18 protein-coding genes are annotated in these 16,661 nt (G+C 64.0%); 9 read left to right on the top strand and 9 right to left on the bottom strand.

Annotated features, from left to right (window positions below):
* Positions 1 to 4: 4 nt before the first annotated feature.
* From LDZ23_RS25210 to LDZ23_RS25195, 4 genes are read right to left on the bottom strand one after another with little or no spacing between them, the layout of a single operon-like run.
* Positions 5 to 1,684, bottom strand: a complete 1,680-nt coding sequence (locus LDZ23_RS25210; RefSeq protein ID WP_008347528.1) for an alpha/beta fold hydrolase — start codon at positions 1,682 to 1,684, stop codon at positions 5 to 7.
* 25 nt (positions 1,685 to 1,709) lie between these two features.
* Positions 1,710 to 2,174: a MaoC family dehydratase gene (locus LDZ23_RS25205; RefSeq protein WP_033536411.1), complete on the bottom strand. Its 465-nt coding sequence runs from the start codon at positions 2,172 to 2,174 to the stop codon at positions 1,710 to 1,712.
* 10 nt (positions 2,175 to 2,184) lie between these two features.
* Positions 2,185 to 2,556, bottom strand: coding sequence for a BON domain-containing protein (locus tag LDZ23_RS25200; protein WP_008347525.1), 372 nt, complete (start codon positions 2,554 to 2,556; stop codon positions 2,185 to 2,187).
* Between the two features lie 19 nt (positions 2,557 to 2,575).
* A complete protein-coding gene (locus LDZ23_RS25195; protein ID WP_008347523.1) occupies positions 2,576 to 3,703 on the bottom strand; it encodes a porin in 1,128 nt (375 codons plus the stop codon).
* Positions 3,704 to 3,960: 257 nt separating this feature from the next.
* On the opposite strand from LDZ23_RS25195, the gene LDZ23_RS25190 reads away from it, so the two are divergent.
* The 4 genes from LDZ23_RS25190 (at position 3,961) to LDZ23_RS25175 (ending at position 6,925) form a co-directional block, all read left to right on the top strand.
* Positions 3,961 to 5,016, top strand: a complete 1,056-nt coding sequence (locus tag LDZ23_RS25190; protein ID WP_008347521.1) for a beta-keto acid cleavage family enzyme — start codon at positions 3,961 to 3,963, stop codon at positions 5,014 to 5,016.
* Between the two features lie 71 nt (positions 5,017 to 5,087).
* On the top strand, positions 5,088 to 6,434 hold the full coding sequence (locus LDZ23_RS25185; RefSeq protein WP_008347520.1) for an MFS transporter: 1,347 nt from the start codon (positions 5,088 to 5,090) through the stop codon (positions 6,432 to 6,434).
* Positions 6,435 to 6,462: 28 nt separating this feature from the next.
* Positions 6,463 to 6,642, top strand: coding sequence for a hypothetical protein (locus LDZ23_RS25180; RefSeq protein WP_033536412.1), 180 nt, complete (start codon positions 6,463 to 6,465; stop codon positions 6,640 to 6,642).
* Between the two features lie 7 nt (positions 6,643 to 6,649).
* Positions 6,650 to 6,925 (top strand): Rieske (2Fe-2S) protein, encoded by a 276-nt coding sequence (locus LDZ23_RS25175; RefSeq protein ID WP_008347518.1) that lies wholly within the window; start codon positions 6,650 to 6,652, stop codon positions 6,923 to 6,925.
* An 11-nt stretch (positions 6,926 to 6,936) separates the two neighbouring features.
* On the opposite strand, the gene LDZ23_RS25170 is transcribed toward LDZ23_RS25175, so the two are convergent.
* The gene (locus tag LDZ23_RS25170) at positions 6,937 to 7,668 is read right to left on the bottom strand and encodes an oxygen-binding di-iron domain-containing protein (RefSeq protein WP_244808253.1); all 732 of its coding nucleotides are present in this window, start codon (positions 7,666 to 7,668) and stop codon (positions 6,937 to 6,939) included.
* Positions 7,669 to 7,808: 140 nt separating this feature from the next.
* A complete protein-coding gene (locus tag LDZ23_RS25165; RefSeq protein WP_033536413.1) occupies positions 7,809 to 8,015 on the bottom strand; it encodes a hypothetical protein in 207 nt (68 codons plus the stop codon).
* Positions 8,016 to 8,100: 85 nt separating this feature from the next.
* Between LDZ23_RS25165 and LDZ23_RS25160 the strand changes: the two genes are divergently transcribed.
* From LDZ23_RS25160 to LDZ23_RS25150, 3 genes are all read left to right on the top strand, one after another.
* On the top strand, positions 8,101 to 10,050 hold the full coding sequence (locus tag LDZ23_RS25160) for an FAD-binding monooxygenase (RefSeq protein ID WP_244808252.1): 1,950 nt from the start codon (positions 8,101 to 8,103) through the stop codon (positions 10,048 to 10,050).
* A gap of 10 nt (positions 10,051 to 10,060) precedes the next feature.
* On the top strand, positions 10,061 to 10,501 hold the full coding sequence (locus LDZ23_RS25155) for a MarR family winged helix-turn-helix transcriptional regulator (RefSeq protein ID WP_033536433.1): 441 nt from the start codon (positions 10,061 to 10,063) through the stop codon (positions 10,499 to 10,501).
* 157 nt (positions 10,502 to 10,658) lie between these two features.
* On the top strand, positions 10,659 to 11,666 hold the full coding sequence (locus LDZ23_RS25150; RefSeq protein WP_008347510.1) for an SGNH/GDSL hydrolase family protein: 1,008 nt from the start codon (positions 10,659 to 10,661) through the stop codon (positions 11,664 to 11,666).
* A gap of 15 nt (positions 11,667 to 11,681) precedes the next feature.
* Here LDZ23_RS25150 and LDZ23_RS25145 read toward each other — a convergent pair whose 3' ends face one another.
* Positions 11,682 to 12,245 carry a sugar O-acetyltransferase gene (locus tag LDZ23_RS25145; RefSeq protein ID WP_008347508.1) on the bottom strand — a complete coding sequence of 188 codons (564 nt, stop codon included), beginning with the start codon at positions 12,243 to 12,245 and terminating at the stop codon, positions 11,682 to 11,684.
* Between the two features lie 203 nt (positions 12,246 to 12,448).
* Here LDZ23_RS25145 and LDZ23_RS25140 point away from each other — a divergent pair, with 203 nt between their 5' ends.
* Positions 12,449 to 13,585 carry a branched-chain amino acid ABC transporter substrate-binding protein gene (locus tag LDZ23_RS25140; RefSeq protein ID WP_008347507.1) on the top strand — a complete coding sequence of 379 codons (1,137 nt, stop codon included), beginning with the start codon at positions 12,449 to 12,451 and terminating at the stop codon, positions 13,583 to 13,585.
* Positions 13,586 to 13,617: 32 nt separating this feature from the next.
* Here LDZ23_RS25140 and LDZ23_RS25135 read toward each other — a convergent pair whose 3' ends face one another.
* Complete coding sequence (locus tag LDZ23_RS25135; RefSeq protein ID WP_008347505.1) at positions 13,618 to 14,703, bottom strand: tartrate dehydrogenase; 1,086 nt, start codon at positions 14,701 to 14,703, stop codon at positions 13,618 to 13,620.
* A gap of 108 nt (positions 14,704 to 14,811) precedes the next feature.
* Here LDZ23_RS25135 and LDZ23_RS25130 point away from each other — a divergent pair, with 108 nt between their 5' ends.
* Entirely contained in the window at positions 14,812 to 15,726 is a 915-nt protein-coding gene (locus LDZ23_RS25130) for a LysR family transcriptional regulator (RefSeq protein ID WP_008347503.1), read from the top strand.
* Positions 15,727 to 15,733: 7 nt separating this feature from the next.
* On the opposite strand, the gene LDZ23_RS25125 is transcribed toward LDZ23_RS25130, so the two are convergent.
* Positions 15,734 to 16,657 carry a LysR family transcriptional regulator gene (locus LDZ23_RS25125; protein WP_008347501.1) on the bottom strand — a complete coding sequence of 308 codons (924 nt, stop codon included), beginning with the start codon at positions 16,655 to 16,657 and terminating at the stop codon, positions 15,734 to 15,736.
* Positions 16,658 to 16,661 lie beyond the last annotated feature (4 nt).

The following is a 16,661-nucleotide window of genomic DNA, read 5'->3' as shown; positions in this document are numbered from 1 at the left end:
CGCTTCAGGCCTCGCTGACATACGTTCCGGGCGCGTCGGCCAGTCGCTTGTGACGCCGGTTGCCGAGGGCTCGCGGCGCGGGACGCAGTTCGCCCGAGCGTTGCGCAAGCCAGTCGCGCCAGTCGTTCCACCACGAATCCGCTTCCGGGCGCGCGCCGGCGAACCATGCATCGGCGTCTTCGGGCAATGCGTCGTTACGGAAGAACTTCGCCTTCGGATTGCCCGGCGGATTGATGAGGCTCTGGATATGCCCGCTCGAACTCAGCACATAGCGCGTCTTGCCGCCGAACGCGCGCGCCGTGTTATAGACGCCCTTCCACGGCGTGATGTGATCGGTCACGCCGGCCATCACATACGTGTCGCACTCGACCTTCGACAGATCGACCGGCGTGCCGAGCACCGTCAGCTTGCCCGGCTCGCTGAGCAGGCTGCGCGTGAAGATGTCGAGCAACTGGCCGTGCAGCTTCGCGGGCAGGCGCGTCGTGTCGTTGTTCCAGTAGAGGATGTCGAAGGCCGGCGGCGCCTCGCCCATCAGATAGTTGTTGACCCAGAAGCTCCAGACGAGATCGTTCGGCCGCATCCATGCGAACACGCGGCCCATTTCCTCGCCGGGCAGCACGCCCTTCGCGCGACTGCTGCGCTTGGCGACTTCGATGGCTTCGGGCGTCGTAAAGAGACCGAGTTGCGAATCGGCGCTGCTGTCGAGCACGGCGACCATCAGCGTGGCCGCGTGGACCGTCTTGTCGCCGCGCGCCGCCAGATGGCCGAGCAGCGCGGAGATCGTCATCGCGCCGGAGCACGCGCCGTGCAGGTTCACATCCGCGTGACCGGTGATGTCGCGCACCGCGTCGATCGCTTCGATGAGCGCGGCGACATACGTGTCCATGTCCCAGTCGCGCTGCGCCTCGGTCGGATTGCGCCAGCTCACGGCGAACACCTGGAACTCGCTCTGCACCAGATATTCGACGATGCTCTTCCCCGCCGACAGATCGAAGATATAGAACTTGTTGATCTGCGGCGGCACGATGAGCTGCGGACGCGCGCGGACGTTCGGCGTCGCCGGCGCATACTGGATGAGTTCGAGCACTTCGTTGCGGAAGACGACCGCGCCCGGCGTCGTCGCGAGATTCCCGCCGACGCGAAACGCGCGCTTGTCGACCTGCGAAGGCATGCCCTTGTTGTTGAGCGTATCGGTGAGCATGTTGCGCATGCCGGCGACGACGCTCGCACCGCGCGTGTCGACGAGCTTGCGCAGCGCCGCCGGATTGCCCGCGAGCGTGTTGGTCGGCGCGAGCGCATCGGTCAGGAGCGACATCACGAACTGCGCGCGCTCCTTGCTGGCATCGTCGAGCGCGGACCGATCGATGAATCCGGCGAGCGCATCGCGCCATGCCAGATACCCCGTCAGCGTCGTGCGATACAGCGGCTGTTCGCGCCATGCCGGATCGGCGAATCGCTTGTCGCCTTGCTGCGGCGAAGGCGCGTGAGCGCCGTTGACCGCCGAGCTCAGATCGCGGACGAGCGCCGCGGTCTGTCCCATCAGCAACGCGGGATGCAGCATCGCCTGAGCGCCGATCTGTCCCGCAGCCGCAAACATGTCGACCGCGCGCAATCCGACGAACGGGTTGGGTCCGAGCATGCCGTCGGCGGCGCTGGCCGTGAGGCCTTCGTTCTCGTTGATCATTTGAAATTCCTTCCACGCGCCGCCGTTACGCGACGAGCATTGCGAGCGTTTGTGCGATCAGCGCCGGCTTCGTCTCGCCTTCGATCTGTAATTCACTGTCCGTCTTCACGAGGATGCGTCCGCCGTCCTTGCGCTCCACCGCACTGAGCACGACGCGGCATCGCACGCGCTTGCCCGATCGCACCGGCGTCATGAAGCGCACCTTGTCGAGTCCGTAATTCAGCGCGGCGGATGCATCGGGCGGAATGAGGCCGACTTCGATCGCGAGCGTCGCCAGGAGCGACAGCGTCAGATAGCCGTGCGCGATCGTTCCGCCGAACGGGCTCTCGCGTTTCGCGCGTTCCTCGTTGACGTGAATCCACTGCATGTCGCCCGTGCATTGCGCGAATGCCTCGATGCGCGCCTGATCGACGATGACCCAGTCCGACACGCCCAATTCCTGGCCGACGAATTCATCGATCGTCGCCATGCTGTATTCCATCGTTCTCATGCAATCTCCGTTATTGCGCGAAATTGCGCCGGACGGTCAGCTTGTTCGTGACAGACGTCACGCCCGGGACGCCTTTCGCCAGCGTTGCAGCCTTCTCGATCTGCGCCGCGTCGGCCGCGGTGCCCGTCAGCGTCACCGCGCCGTCTTTCGCGCTCACGCCGATATCGCCCGCATCGATGCTTTTGTCCTTCGCGAACGCCGCGTACACGAGCTTGCGCAGCGCGCGATTCTCCTTGCGCGTCGCGACAGGCGCGCTCGCGGCCGAGGCCATCGAAGGCGCGCTCGCCGCCGCGATCGACTGGCTCGATTCGAGGCCGGCGCTCATCGACGCCATCACGATCGCTGCGCCGCCCACCGCATTGCGTGACATGATTTTCTTCATGGTTGCTCCGTTTATCGTCTTAGAAGTTGTGCCGCAGGCCGATCATCGCCGCGGTGGTCGACTCGCCCGGAGCCACGGGTTGCCCGTAGACGATCGTCTGGTTCATCGTGCCGTGATTGTCGACATAGCCGACTTGCGCATAAGCGAGCGTGCGCTTCGACAGGCTGTACTCCGCGCCGAGCGCGAATTCGCTCGAATGATTCGTCGAGTTGTTGTTGTCCTTCAGGTAATAGAAGCCCGAAGTCATCTTGAACACCGGCGAGAAGCGATAGCCGAGGCCCGCCGAATAGAGGTCGTAGTCCGCGCGGCCCGCGTTCGCCGGATTCTTGCCGTGGCTGTACGAGCCGGACACCGAAATGTCGCTGAACGTGTACATCGCGCCGAAGTAGACGAGCCGGTTGTTGTTGAGGCCGGTCGCCGCGACGCCGGGCAGCGGGTTCGCATCGTGTCCGTTGTAGTAGACCGCCGCGAGGTTCAGGCCGAAGTTCGAATACTTGACCACGGCGGACTCGCGCGTGCCGCCCTGGAATTCGCCCGGTACGCCGCCCGGCGCGTATTCGAGCGCGAGCGACGCGCCATAGAATTTCGGCGATTCGTAGACGAGCGCGTTGCTGTCGTACAGCGCGCCGATCGGACCGTTCGTGCTGGTGCCCGGCCAGCCGGCGGCCTGGTTCATGCCGAGCCACGCGGTGAGAATGCTGCCGAAGTACTGCGCGCCGCGCACGTCGGTATCGAACATTGCGTAGACCATCGGCACGATCTGGCGGCCCGCGTTGAACGTGCCGAACGGGCCGGAAATGCCGAGCGTCGCGAACTGGTTGAACTGCGCGGGCACGCCGGGTGTGTCGGACAGACCGAAGCGGCCGCTGCCCGAATCGAAGGTGCCCTGCAGCCTGAAGTTGACGCGATATCCGCCGCCGAGATCCTCGTAGCCTTTAAGGCCCCAGTAGCTGGCGTAGATGCCGCCGTCCTTGTAGCGATACACCTTGCCCAGATTGGGCGCGTTCGGCGCGAACGACGCGGCCGACGTGCTCTGATAAAGCAAGCCTGCATCGACGACGCCGTAAAGCGTCACCGAACCTTGTGCCGCCGCAGCGCCTGAGCACGCGAGCAACGCGGCGAAGCATGGAATTCTTCCGAGTTTCATAAGGTCTCCGTATCTTGTTGCTTCCGGACGTCGTGATCGAAAAGGCAGCCGCGTAATCGGCCGCTTCACGGCGCGTGAAGTCATGTTGCAAGAATACGGAAAGCGCGCGGTCAAAACCCCTCTCGCGGCGGGAGGGGCAACGGCTGCAGATCGCGCCCTCAATATCGCGCCCTCCCCTCCCGACGCGAGAGGGTTGCACGAGACATCTCTCCACTACGATGGGTTCAGGTCAACGAATCCAATTCACAGGAGCGAACATGCAATTCCTCGACGATTCCCTGCACCCCGAAAACCAGGACAAGGTCGTAATCACCGTTGCGCCTTACGGTCCCGAGTGGATGCCGGAAGATTTCCCTGAAGATATCCCCGTGACGATGGAAGAGCAGGTGCAGAAAGCCGTCGACTGCTACAACGCGGGCGCGACCGTTCTCCATCTGCATGTGCGGGAACTCGATGGCAAGGGCAGCAAGCGCCTCTCGAAGTTCAACGAGCTGATCGCCGGCGTGCGCGCGGCGGTGCCGGACATGATCATCCAGGTCGGCGGTTCGATCTCGTTCGCGCCGGAAGACGACGGTCAGGCGGCCAAGTGGCTCTCCGACGATACGCGTCACATGCTCGCCGAACTCGATCCGAAGCCCGATCAGGTGACCGTCGCGATCAACACGACGCAGATGAACATCATGGAGCTGCTGTATCCGGAGTATCTGGCGGGCACTTCGCTCTCCAACCCGGCGTTCATGGCCGCCTACGCGGAAATGACGGTTCCCGCCGGCCCCGCATGGGTCGAGGAGCATCTGCGCCGTCTGCAGGCGTCCGGCATCCAGCCGCATTTCCAGTTGACCGGCATCCACGCGCTGGAGACGCTCGAACGCCTCGTGCGCAAGGGCGTGTACAAGGGGCCGCTGAATCTGACGTGGATCGGCATCGGCGGCGGCTTCGACGGTCCGAATCCGTTCAACTTCTTCAACTTCGTGCATCGCGCGCCGGACGGCTGCACGCTCACGGCGGAGTCGCTGCTGAAGAACGTGCTGCCGTTCAACATGATGGCGATGTCGATGGGCCTGCATCCGCGCTGCGGCATCGAGGATACGATCATCGATCAGCACGGCAACCGTTTCACGTCGGTGCAGCAGATCGAGCAGTGCGTGCGCGTGGCGCGCGAACTGGGACGCGAGATCGCGAGCGGCAAGGAAGCGCGCGAGATCTATCGCATCGGCGTGCAATACGAAACCATCGACGAAACGCTCGCCGCCAACGGTATGGCGCCGAACCGCAAGGCCGGCCAGGTCAATCTGCCGCTGCGCGCGGCCTGACATCAACACTCCACGGCGATGGCGGGATGCTCACGCGTCCTGCCGGAAGCCGGACATCGGAGGAGACAATCTTGGATATTCATTGCATCGAGCCGGCGAAGTGTGACGACAACACCGCCACGGCCAAATCACGCAAATACGCGTGGATCGTTTTCGCGCTGACCTTCGGTCTGCTTTTATCGGACTACATGTCCCGGCAAGTGCTGAACGCGGTGTTTCCGCTGCTCAAGCAGGCATGGGGCCTTTCCGACACGCAGTTGGGCTCGTTGAGCGGCGTCGTCGCGCTGATGGTCGGCCTACTCACCTTTCCGCTTTCCGTGCTCGCCGACCGCTGGGGCCGCGTGCGCAGCCTCGTTCTGATGGCGACGCTCTGGAGTCTCGCGACGCTCGGCTGTGCGATCGCGACCAACTACGGCGAAATGCTCGTGGCGCGCGCCTGCGTCGGTCTCGGCGAGGCGGCTTACGGCAGCGTCGGCATCGCGCTGATTCTCAGCATTTTCCCCGCGCACTTGCGCTCCACGCTCACCGGCGCGTTCATGGCCGGCGGTGCGTTCGGCTCGGTGCTCGGCATGGCGCTCGGCGGCTTCGTCGCCATGCACTTCGGATGGCGTGCCTCGTTCGCGGCGATGGCGATCTTCGGCATCGTGCTCGTGATCGTCTATCGTCTGACGGTTTCCGACAAGCGCATCGCCGCGCGATATGGCGACGCGCAACCCGCCACGCGACAGGCGGACGGCATCCGCACGAGTCTGCGCGCGCTGCTGGCCGGACTCTTCTCGACGGTTTCCGTCGTCTGCGCGTACGTCGGCAGCGGCTTGCAGCTTTTCATCATGGGCGCGGTGATCGCGTGGATGCCGAGCTTCCTCAACCGCTACTACGCGATGCCCGCCGACAAGGCCGCGGCAGGCGCCGCCGTCTTCGTGCTGCTCGGCGGAATCGGCATGGTCGCGTGCGGTGTCGTCACGGACAAGATTTGCCGCAACGCGCCGTCGCGCAAGTGGATCACGGCGCTGGCCTATTGCCTGATCTCGATCGTGCTGCTGTCCATCGGCTTCCGCGTTGCGCCAGGCGCATTGCAGCTCGTGCTGCTCGGCGCGGGCATTCTGGTCGTCGCGGGTACGTCGGGGCCGGCGGGCGCGATGGTGGCCAACCTCACGCCATCGACGATCCACGCCTCCGCATTCGCGACGCTCACGCTCGCCAACAACCTGCTCGGCCTCGCGCCCGGCCCGCTCGTGACGGGCGCGATCGCCGACCGCATCGGTCTGTTGGGCGCGTTACAGGTGATTCCGCTCGTCGGCGTGGCGGCAATGGTCGCATTCGCGCTCGGCAGAGCGAGATATGCACGCGATCTCGACAAGATCGACGCGCTGCGCGGACGTGCATCAGAGCAGCAAGCAACCGAAATCAGCCGATAAATTCACGCCACTTCAAGGAGAAACCGCAATGACCGATCGCCTGCACACGGCTTCGTCGACCGAAACCGCCGACACCGTCGAACAATCGAAGCCGGAGGTCCCGTCGACCTCGACGTCCACGCGGACATGGGCGTGGGGAGCGTCATACGGCCCCTACGACTGGATGGACGCGCACACGCCGTGCGATGACCTGAGTCCGTGGCATTGAATCCGCGATGACACACAAACTATCGATCGCGCCGGAGAACGTGCCGCAGACCGGCGCGCGCACGCTCACGTTCGTCGATGGACGCAGCGTCGTGCTCTTCAATATCGAAGGCGTCGTTCACGCGATCGACAATTCATGTCCGCACAACGGCGCTTCGCTCGCGAACGGCCGGCTCGACGGACATATCCTTCAATGCCCCGCGCACGGCCTGCGTTTCGATGTCGTGACGGGCTGTGTCGTCGGGGCGAAAGGAATGTGTCTGACGAAACTCGTTATCGAATGACGTCGGACGTTTCATTGCTTCACGCTCTGCGCCAATGCGCGCAGCAACGCAGCGCCGTCACCGCTCCACGCGCTGCCGTGCATGCAGGCGAGCGTGGTCGGAGCGAGTTGCGCGAGGCGCTCGAACATCGCGTCGGCGTTACGCGTGTGAGAGAAGTAATCCATGCTGCGCCGGAACGCTTCGCTCGGGCCCAGAATATCCCCGGTGGTCAACGCGGGCAGCGTCGCGCCGCCTTGCGTGAACAGATCGCCGCATAAGAGCGTGCGCGTGCTGTCTTCCATCATGAAGCCGCACTCCCAGGCGTGCGGCAGATGCGGCGTGTCGATCCATCGCACGCGATGACGTCCGAGCGGGATCGATTCTCCGTCGGCGAGCGCGACGGGCGCGCGATCGGCGAGATCGGTGATCGACACCATCGCAGCAACCGTGCCGCACAGCGGCGTGGCATCGGGCGACGCCGCAAGCCACTCGTTGAGCGAACCGCACTCGTCCGCTTCGACGTGCGAGAACGCGATGTGCCGCAAGCGCGCCGGATCGATCACGCTCGCGAGCGCTTCCCGCACGAGCGGGAACATCTTGCGCGGACCGGTATGAAAGAGCAGCGGATCGTCATCGACGATCAGATACTGGTTGAAGGAAAAACCGCTCGCATCGCCGGGCAGCGTCACGGGCGTGTTGATGCGATACACGCCAGCGGCGATTTCCTCGACGTTCGTGCCGGACTGCGAGTTCGTGATGACCATGGATGCCTCCTTGGTTGATCGTTTCCCGCCGCACGCGATTCCTGCGAACCGGTCGCGTTTTCGGATGACGGCGTCATCTCATACTTCGCCCGCGGACGCAGCAGGAAAGTCTGCGTGCGCTGCTCCATCACATGCGCGGCTCAGCCGCCCGTGCGGCTGACGATCCAGATCGCCGTCGCCGATCCGAGCGAATCAGATGTACGAGCCGATCGCCCGCCGCCACGCAATTGAATATATCCGCATTCGTCGATGCCGCCACGCGCGCATAACGCACGCTGCGGCCCGAGCCAGCCGACGCAACCCGTCATGCTTTGCTGCACGAGACGCGCCGATCTAGGGGTAAACATCCAGTTCGTCGGAATCGCTTTGATATAGTTGGTGTACGGAGTATATTTCAGGCCATCGAGACATCCAGTCAAAGAGGGAGACACCATGCAATTTCATCTCGACGGTTTCCGCGTCGGCGATCCGACGATCGAACCTGCCGCCAGCGACGCGCCTCGCGTCGACATGCCCGAAACGGTCGATGTCCTGATCGTCGGCAGCGGGCCTGCGGGACTCGTGCTGGCCGCGCAACTCTCGCAGTTTCCGACGATCGATACGCGCATCGTCGAGCGCCGTTCCGGACCGCTCTTGATGGGCCAGGCGGACGGCGTCGCGTGCCGCACTGTCGAGATGTTCAATGCGTTCGGCCTGAGCGATCGCCTGCAGCGCGAGGCGTACTGGGTCAACGAAACGGCTTTCTGGCGGCCCGATGCCGAAGATCGCGGCGCGATCAGGCGTACCGGCCGCGTTCAGGATACCGAAACAGGTTTGTCGGAGTTTCCGCACGTCATTGTCAATCAGGCGCGCGTGCAGGACTATCTGCTCGGTGTGATGCGGCGTTCCGCCTTGCGTCTCGAACCGGACTACGATCTCGAAGTCGTCGATGTCGAGCGCGACGGCGACGACGACGGCGACGACGACGGCGACGGCGACGGCGACGGCGACGGCGATCATCCGGTGAAAGTCACGCTGCGGCGCACCGATGCGGCGCGGCTCGACGAGACCGTCACCGTGCGCGCGCGTTATGTCGTGGGTTGCGATGGCGCGCGCAGCCGCGTGCGGACGGCCATCGGGCAAACGCTGCGTGGCGATGCGGCCAATCACGCGTGGGGCGTGATGGATGCGCTCGCTGTCACGGACTTCCCCGACATTCGTCTGAAGGTCGCGATTCAATCCGCGAGCGAAGGCAATCTGCTCATCATTCCGCGCGAAGGCGGGTATCTGGTGCGCTTTTACGTCGATCTGGGCGAGGTCACGGCGGACAATCGCGACACCATCAAGCAGATCAAGGTCGATCGCATCATTCAGACCGCGCAACGTATCCTTCATCCCTATTCGCTCGACGTGAAGGAAGTCGCGTGGTTCTCCGTGTACGAGGTCGGGCAGCGTCTGACGGACCGTTTCGACGATGCCATCGCCGCCGATGGCACGAGTCGCGAGCCGCGCGTGTTCATCGCGGGCGATGCCTGCCACACGCATAGCGCGAAGGCCGGCCAGGGCATGAACGTCTCGATGCAGGACGGCTTCAATCTCGGCTGGAAACTCGGCGCGGTGCTGCGCGGACTCGGCGACGCCGACCTGCTGCGCACCTATTCCGACGAACGTCAGCCGATCGCGCAGGAGCTCATCGATTTCGACAAGGAATGGTCGGCCATGATGGCCGCACCGCCCAAAGACCCGAACCGGCCCGAAGCGGGCGGCGTCGATCCCGCCGAGCTTCAGGCGTACTTCGTGCGCGCGGGCCGCTACACAGCGGGCGTCGCGACGCGCTACCGTCCGGCCATGCTGACGGGCGAGCCGACGCATCAGGCGCTCGCGAGCGGCTTCGCGATCGGCACGCGCTTTCACTCGTCGCCCGTGATTCGTCTGGCCGATGCCAAGCCGATGCATCTCGGACACGTCGCGCGCGCCGATGGCCGCTGGCGTCTGTATGCGTTTGCTGATGGGAACGGCCGCGCGCTGCATGCGCTGTGCGAACATCTTTGCGCTTCGCCCGATTCCGTTCTGCGGCGCGTGACGCCGGAAGGCGCCGATCCGGACAGCGTTCTCGATCTGCGCGCGGTGTTGCAGCGGGATCATCGCGACGTCGCGTTGAATGAACTGCCGGGCATTCTCCTGCCGCGCAAGGGGCGCTATGGTCTGGTCGACTACGAGAAAGCATTTACCAACGATGCGGCGACTGATATTTTCCACGAGCGCGGCATCGATCGCGAACGGGGCGCGATCGTCGTGGTCCGTCCGGATCAATACGTCGCGCATGTCCTGCCCCTGGACGCGTACGCGGAACTGAACGCCTTTTTCGATCCGATCTTTCCGCGTGCTTCAACCCGCTCATGAACTGATCAAATTGCCGAATAAAGAAGATGACCGCGCGCTGTCGCGATACACGGGCAGCCTCGTGCGTCGCGCGCAGCAGCGCCATGTCGCGGTGTGGCTCGCCGAGGTTTCCGCCGAGATTACGAGCGTGCAGTACGCGGCGCTCGAAGTCCTGCACGAAACGCCCGGCGTCAATCAGCGCCAGCTCGGCGATGAACTCGATGTGGACCGTTCGACGATCGCCGATCTCGTCGCGCGCATGGTTCGCAACGGTCTCATCGAACGCTCGGACGATCCCGTCGACAAGCGCAGTTACGTGCTCTTCCTGACGCCGGCCGGAAAGAAGCAACTGGCGGCGCTGCGTCCGCGCGTCGAGGAAGTCGAGCGCATTCTCACCGCGCGGCTGACGAAAAAGGAATGTCTGGAGTTACGGCGGCTGCTTGCGGCGTTGCTGCCCGATCGCGAAGTTTGAGTAAGCAGTTAGTCGCAACGCGACATGCGGATGCGCGCGCCGGACAGGTTCCAGGCCGACAAGGTCTTGGCGATTTCCGTCCGGCCGGCATGTCCCCGGTTTCATGACAGTACCCTCGCAGGCAATGACAACGACGTCCAGTCGACTTGGGGGAGACATGAACCGGATTCAGGCACGCTTGGCGGCATTGGCCGCCACTTCGTTGCTGGCGGCTTGCGGCGGCGGCGGCGACAGTTCTTCGGGCGTTCAAAGCACGTCCACCGCGACCGCGCCTACGCCGGCTTCAGAGCCTGCTCCCGCTGCCACGCCCGCGGGTTCGTCGCCGAATATCGTTGCCATCGGCGATAGCCTGACGCAGGGAGTCGGATCGGATATCGGCGGCTACCCGGCAATTTTGTCCGGCATGCTAAATAATCGGACCTTTGCGAATCTCGGCATCGGCGGGCAGACATCGACGCAGATCGCGGCGCGCGTCGGAGCATTGCCATCGACGGTCACGGTCGATGGCGACGCCGTGCCGGCGGGCAACACGGCGGTCCATCTTTCGAGCGTGTCGATCGACATGCTGTCGACACCCGCCGATGACGTCGCTCGGAGCAAGCCGGGCACGCTCTGCTCGGTGCATGGCGCGCTCCAGCGCACAGCGGACGGCGGGCCGCCATCGACGACCGAAACCTATACGTTCGTGCGGGACAGCGCCGGATCGGCAGTGCCTTGCGCCGCCGGATCGGCATTTCTCGGCGATTCGGAAGGCTATGACACATGGACCGCGATCATCTGGGTCGGCCGCAACAATGGCTATGACGCACAGACCGTCCTCGCGGACGTGAAGTCCATCGTACAGTGGCTCAAGCCCGCGGGCGCGCACTTCGCGGTGCTTTCGATCATCAAGGGCGATTTCACGGGCGAGTATGCGGGCGGAGAAGTCGCGAAATATCTCGACGATCTCAACGCGTCCCTGAAGGCGGCGTATCCCGACAATTTCATCGACGTCGAGTCTGCGCTCGTCAATGCCTACAATCCGAGCCTTCCTCAGGACGTCATCGATCACAGCCACGACATTCCGCCGTCTTCACTGCGCTCCGACGCGATCCATCTCAACGACGCCGGCTATACCATCGTCGCCGGACAGGTGAAGGCGCTGCTCGCATCGAAGAACTGGTAACGGCGATCGGGACTTCTAGTCGCGGACAGCAGGACGAACACGCGCCGGATTCCCGACCGCCGTGGCGCCGGCGGGCACATCGCGCGTCACGATGCTGCCTGCGCCGATCAGAGCGTCATCGCCGATCGTCACGCCCGGCAGGATGATCGCGCCCGCGCCGATCCACACATTGCGGCCGATCCGCACGGGACGCCCCAGTTCGAGGCCCGTCGCGCGCACGGCAGGATCGCGCGGATGATCGGCGGTCAGAATCTGCACGCCCGTCGCGATCTGCGTCATGTCGCCGATCTCCACGGCGACGACATCGAGAATCGTGCAGTTGTAGTTCAAGAACACGCCCGCGCCGAGCGTGATGTTGTAGCCGTAGTCGCAATGAAACGGCGGCCGGACCATCGAGTCCGGACCGATGGCGGCGAACCGTTCGCCGAGCAACCCGTACCGCTGTGCGAGCGGCATGTCCATCGCGCCATTGAAGCGCGCCATCCATGCGCGCGCCGCTGCCTGATCGGCCTGAATTTCTGCGTCGTTGGCCGTGTACAGCTCGCCAGCCAGCATCTTTTCTTTCTCTGTCCGATTCATCTGCAAATCCTCGACTCATGATGGGCGCGCCGCAGAACAATCGTTCGCTCGCGGAGACATCAGTATTTTCCCCCGAATACGAACCGCCGGAATTCGACAGAAAATAAGTCCCGAAACGATACGACAAGCCGAATGACGGCCTTCGCCCGCGTTAAGCGAACGCCCGAACCGCGTATGACCTTCACTTGATGGAGTGCCCTGTCATGAAAACGTTCGTTTCCCTCTTCGCGGCCTCCGCGCTCTGCCTGGCTCCGCTCATTGCAAGCGCGCAGCAGACCGTCAAGATCGGCCTGTCCGCGCCGCTCACCGGCATCAGCGCCGCGAACGGCAAGGATCTGGAAAACGGCGTGCGGCTCGCGATCGAAGAAGCCAACGCCCAGCACATCAGCATCGACGGACAGCCGGTCCAGTTCGAGCTCGCATCCGTCGACGATCAGGGCGATCCGCGCATCGGCGTTCAGGTGGCGCAGAAGCTCGTCGACGATGGCGTCGTTGCGGTCGTCGGCTATTACAACTCCGGCGTCGCGCTGCCTTCCGCGCCCATCTTCGGGAAGGCCGGCATTCCGCTGCTCGATCCCGCGGCGACGAATCCCGCGATTACGCGTCAGGGCTTGAACAACGTGTTCCGCATCATCGCCACCGACACGCAGAATTCCGGCAACGCCGGCACGTATGCCGTGAAGGTCACCAAGGCGAAGCGGATCGCGGTCATGGACGACCGGACCGCCTTCGGGCAAGGCGCTGTCGAAGAGTTCAGGAAGGCGGTGCAGGCGGCGGGCGGCCAGGTCGTGTCGGAGGAATACACCAACGACAAGGCCGTCGAATTCAATGCGCAACTGACGAACATCAAGGCCGCCAACGCCGATCTTCTGTACTTCGGCGGACTCGATGGTCAGGCCGGGCTGATCGTCAAGCGCATGAAGCAGCTCGGCATCCGCGCGCAGTTCGTCGGCAGCGGCGGGATTGCCGACAGTGTGTTCATCAGTTCGGCGGGAAACGCGGCTGAAGGCGCGATGGCCTGGGAATACGGCCGGCCCGTCGATTCATTGCCCGAAGGCCGCGCATTCGCCGCGAAATTCAAGAAGCGCTTCGGCGCGGAGACGCTCACCTACGCGCCGTTCGCGTATGACTGCGCGTGGCTCGCCATCACCGCGATGAAGAAGGCAAATTCCGTGAAGCCCGCCGCGATCATCGAGACGCTGCGCACGATCCAGTACAACGGCATCACCGGAAATATCTCGTTCGACAAGTTCGGCGATCTGAACAACCCGACATCGACGCTGTATCAGGTCAAGTCGATGAAATGGCAGCCCGTGACGACCATCGGCGCGGAGAAATAGACGCGCTCGCGGGACGTCATCGGGCAACCGATTCAGGCCGCGTTAGCCGCCTGCTTGTCGACCAGCGCGCAGACGGCGGCCGTGACTTGCGCCGTCGTCGCGGTTCCGCCGAGATCGCCGGTGTGCAGCGACTTGTCGGATGTCACGGCTTCGATCGCCTGCATGACGCGTTTGGCCGCGTCGAACTCGCCGAGATGTTCGAGCAGCATCACGACCGACCAGAACGTGCCGACCGGATTCGCCAGGCCCTTGCCCATAATGTCGAACGCGGAGCCGTGAATCGGTTCGAACATCGACGGATAGCGGCGCTCCGGATCGATGTTGCCCGTCGGCGCGATGCCGAGACTGCCCGCGAGCGCGGCGGCGAGATCGCTGAGAATGTCGGCGTGAAGATTGGTGGCGACGATCGTATCGAGCGTCTGCGGACGATTGACCATGCGCGCGGTGGCGGCGTCGACGAGTTCCTTGTCCCATTTGACATCGGGGAATTCGGCGGCGACTTCGTTCGCGATCTCGTCCCACATGACCATTGCGTGACGTTGCGCGTTGCTCTTCGTGATGACGGTCAGCAGCTTGCGCGGACGCGACTGCGCGAGGCGGAACGCGAACCGCAGAATGCGCTCGACGCCCGCGCGCGTCATGATCGACACATCGGTCGCGGCTTCGATCGGATGACCTTGATGCACGCGCCCGCCCACGCCGGAATATTCGCCTTCCGAGTTTTCACGCACGATCACCCAGTTCAGGTCTTCGGGCTTGCAGCGCTTCAGCGGCGCGTCGATGCCCGGCAGGATGCGCGTCGGACGCACGTTCGCGTACTGGTCGAATCCCTGGCAAATCTTGAGACGCAGGCCCCACAGCGTGATGTGATCGGGCACGTCCGGATCGCCCGCCGAGCCGAAGAGAATGGCGTCCTTGTCCCGGATCGCATCGAGTCCGTTCGCGGGCATCATCACGCCATGCTGACGGTAATAGTCCGCGCCCCAGTCGAAATTCTCGAATTCGAAAGCGAATGCCTGCGTGGACTCGGCGAGCGCTTCGAGCACTTGCTGGCCCGCCGGAACCACTTCCTTGCCGATGCCGTCGCCGGGAATCGTTGCAATGCGATAGGTCTTCATGTCTCCGTCCTTCGATGTTGTCGGGTATGGGCGAACTTTAACCGCATTCCGGCTCCAAAACCGGTGCTAGACTCAAAGCATCTTTAACCTGAAGTTACGAATGAACCGATGCCCGATGCCGTCCAGCCCGCCGATCTGAGCTTCTTCTCCACGCTGTCGGCGGCAGGCAGTCTGAGCGCGGCCGCGCGCGAGCTCGGCCTCACGGCGGCGGCCGTCAGCAAGCGTCTTTCGCAGATGGAAGCGCGCGCCGGCGTGGCGCTCGTCAATCGCACGACGCGGCGGATGATGCTCACGCCGGAAGGCGAGCTGTATCTGGAACACGCGCGCCGGATTCTCGACGAGATCGACGAACTCTCCGAACTGCTCGGCGCCGCCAAGCAAAGCCCGAAAGGTCTGCTGCGCGTGAACGCGACGCTCGGTTTCGGGCGCAGTCACGTCGCGCCGCTGATTTCGCGTTTCAGCAGGATGTATCCGCAAGTGTCGGTGCAGTTGCAGTTGTCGGTCACGCCGCCGCCGCTCACCGACGACAAGTTCGACGTCTGCATCCGGTTCGGCGAACCGCCCGATACGCGCGTGATCGCGCGGCGTCTCGCGGGAAACCGGCGGCTGTTGTGCGCCGCGCCGTCGTATATCGAGGCGCATGGCATGCCGCTCGTCCCGCACGATCTGACGCGGCATAACTGCATCGGCATTCGTCAGGGCGACGAAGCCTACGGCGTGTGGCGGCTCACGTCCGGACGCGGCGCGTCGCGCAAGACGGAAGCGGTGCGGATCGACGGCACGCTCACGACGAACGACGGCGAAATAGCCGTGAAATGGGCGCTCGAAGGCCACGGCATCCTGATGCGCGCCGAATGGGATTTGAAGCCGTATCTGGCCGATGGTTCGCTCGTGCGCGTGCTGCCCGACCACGAAACGCCCAACGCCGATATCTTCGCGGTCTACTCGCAGCGGCATCAGATGTCGAACCGCATTCGCACGTTCGTCGACTTCATCGCGCAGGAGCTGAAGGGCGACGCGTGAAGCGCCGCTACCACGGCGAGCCGGCGGGCGACGGACCATCGGCGTGCTGGCCGAGATAGTGACGCAGATGATCGACGAAAACCGCGACCTTCGGCGACAGATTCAGCCGTTCGGGATAGACCGCGTAGATATCGGCGGGCGGCGTGTCGTATTCGCTCAACACCTGAACCAGCCTTCCGCTGCGCAGATACTTCGCGACGTCCCATTCCGCGCGCATGAGAATGCCGCGCCCTTCCAGCGCCCAGTTCAGCGCCACTTCGCCGTCGTTGGTGCTGAGCTTGCCGTGCACTTTCACGGTCTCCGTGCGCCCGCTGCGCGTCAGACGCCAGTTGCCATAGGCGGCCTCGTTCTGACGCAGCACGATGCATTGATGCGAAGTCAGATCATGCGGATGCGCCGGCTCTCCGGCCACACGCAAATATCCCGGCGACGACACCAGAAGCCGCCGATTCGACGCGATCTTCTTCGCGATCAGCCGTGAATCCGGCATCTCGCCGAAGCGCACGGACACGTCGATGCTCTCGTCCGGCAGGCTGATCGGCCGATCGGTCAGATGCAGTTGCACTTCGACATCGGGAAACGCCTCGCTGAATTCCGAGATCGCCGGACCGATATACGACCGCCCGAATCCCAACGGCGCATTGACGCGCAACAGTCCTTTCGGCGCGGCCCGGCTGCTGGAGACCGTCCGCTCCATGTCGTCGATGTCGCTCAATATTCGCTGGGCGTTCGCGAAATACACCTCGCCTTCGCTCGTCAGGCTGATGCGCCGCGTCGTGCGGTTGAGCAGGCGCACGCCGAGCCGGTCTTCGAGCGAAGAGAGCCGCCGCGAGACCGCCGGCGGCGTCAGATTCAGCTCTCGCGCGGTCGCGGCCAGACTGCCTTGCTTCACCAGCAGGCAGAAGAATCCCAGTTCCGAGTCGGTGCCCATTCGT

This window comes from Caballeronia zhejiangensis, from assembly GCF_022879815.1.
In the GTDB taxonomy this organism is placed as follows: Bacteria; Pseudomonadota; Gammaproteobacteria; order Burkholderiales; family Burkholderiaceae; genus Caballeronia; species Caballeronia zhejiangensis.
The sequence above is the reverse complement of the archived record's forward strand: the minus strand, read 5'-3'. Positions and strand labels throughout refer to the sequence as shown.

Bases quoted from the DNA above. Each gene is read 5' to 3' on its own strand.
- LDZ23_RS25210 (WP_008347528.1), bottom strand. From the start codon at position 1,684: ATGATCAACGAGAACGAAGGCCTCACGGCCAGCGCCGCCGACGGCATG.
- LDZ23_RS25205 (WP_033536411.1), bottom strand. From the start codon at position 2,174: ATGAGAACGATGGAATACAGCATGGCGACGATCGATGAATTCGTCGGC.
- LDZ23_RS25200 (WP_008347525.1), bottom strand. From the start codon at position 2,556: ATGAAGAAAATCATGTCACGCAATGCGGTGGGCGGCGCAGCGATCGTG.
- LDZ23_RS25195 (WP_008347523.1), bottom strand. From the start codon at position 3,703: ATGAAACTCGGAAGAATTCCATGCTTCGCCGCGTTGCTCGCGTGCTCA.
- LDZ23_RS25190 (WP_008347521.1), top strand. From the start codon at position 3,961: ATGCAATTCCTCGACGATTCCCTGCACCCCGAAAACCAGGACAAGGTC.
- LDZ23_RS25180 (WP_033536412.1), top strand. From the start codon at position 6,463: ATGACCGATCGCCTGCACACGGCTTCGTCGACCGAAACCGCCGACACC.
- LDZ23_RS25175 (WP_008347518.1), top strand. From the start codon at position 6,650: ATGACACACAAACTATCGATCGCGCCGGAGAACGTGCCGCAGACCGGC.
- LDZ23_RS25170 (WP_244808253.1), bottom strand. From the start codon at position 7,668: ATGGTCATCACGAACTCGCAGTCCGGCACGAACGTCGAGGAAATCGCC.
- LDZ23_RS25165 (WP_033536413.1), bottom strand. From the start codon at position 8,015: ATGTTTACCCCTAGATCGGCGCGTCTCGTGCAGCAAAGCATGACGGGT.
- LDZ23_RS25160 (WP_244808252.1), top strand. From the start codon at position 8,101: ATGCAATTTCATCTCGACGGTTTCCGCGTCGGCGATCCGACGATCGAA.
- LDZ23_RS25150 (WP_008347510.1), top strand. From the start codon at position 10,659: ATGAACCGGATTCAGGCACGCTTGGCGGCATTGGCCGCCACTTCGTTG.
- LDZ23_RS25145 (WP_008347508.1), bottom strand. From the start codon at position 12,245: ATGAATCGGACAGAGAAAGAAAAGATGCTGGCTGGCGAGCTGTACACG.
- LDZ23_RS25140 (WP_008347507.1), top strand. From the start codon at position 12,449: ATGAAAACGTTCGTTTCCCTCTTCGCGGCCTCCGCGCTCTGCCTGGCT.
- LDZ23_RS25135 (WP_008347505.1), bottom strand. From the start codon at position 14,703: ATGAAGACCTATCGCATTGCAACGATTCCCGGCGACGGCATCGGCAAG.
- LDZ23_RS25130 (WP_008347503.1), top strand. From the start codon at position 14,812: ATGCCCGATGCCGTCCAGCCCGCCGATCTGAGCTTCTTCTCCACGCTG.
- LDZ23_RS25125 (WP_008347501.1), bottom strand. From the start codon at position 16,657: ATGGGCACCGACTCGGAACTGGGATTCTTCTGCCTGCTGGTGAAGCAA.